Genomic DNA, 558 nt, shown 5'->3' on the forward strand with positions numbered 1-558 from the left:
ACTGAACTCTTAGCTGCTCCTGCTGCAGCTGTGGCTGCTATCGGACATAACACTGCGAGCGCTAGCAACGAGATCTCTGCTAAGTTGGAACTTGATGCACAGATAAAGGGAAAGCTTACGATCACTGGAAATCAGGCTATGAGCAATTCCCACCCGACATATGGATATAATAATCCGCTTCACGGATTAAACAACAATGAAATTTATAATTTGATGCAATATCTTGGGCGAGCGTAACGAGGTTACGTTATCCAACTGGTCAATGCTACTTCATTAGATTTGTACACTCAAAAATAAATAAGTAGCATTGACAAACGCAAATACTGCCAATGAAGCTATTTCATTCGATCATGTGCAACCAATTGGCGTAATGCAGGAAACGCAACCAGTGCAACCAAATGGCGTAATGCAGAAACCGCAACCAAGTCTTCCAACACAAACAGGCTATGCTCTGGATACCGGTTCAATTGCGAATGTTTTAACTGAACTCTTAGCTGCTCCTGCTGCAGCTGTGGCTGCTATCGGACATAACACTGCGAGCGCTAGCAACGAGATCTC

General features: G+C 44.1%; 2 protein-coding genes. Both read left to right on the forward strand.

Annotated features, from left to right (window positions below; genetic code table 11):
• On the forward strand, positions 1-237 hold a 237-nt coding region (locus RX972_RS29145; protein WP_316880768.1), incomplete at its 5' end, for a hypothetical protein.
• 70 nt (positions 238-307) lie between these two features.
• Positions 308-558 (forward strand): hypothetical protein (locus tag RX972_RS29150; protein ID WP_316880770.1); only part of this gene is annotated, 251 nt, incomplete at its 3' end.

The organism is Pseudomonas syringae group sp. J309-1 (assembly GCF_032582135.1).
Lineage (GTDB): Bacteria > Pseudomonadota > Gammaproteobacteria > Pseudomonadales > Pseudomonadaceae > Aquipseudomonas > Aquipseudomonas quasicaspiana.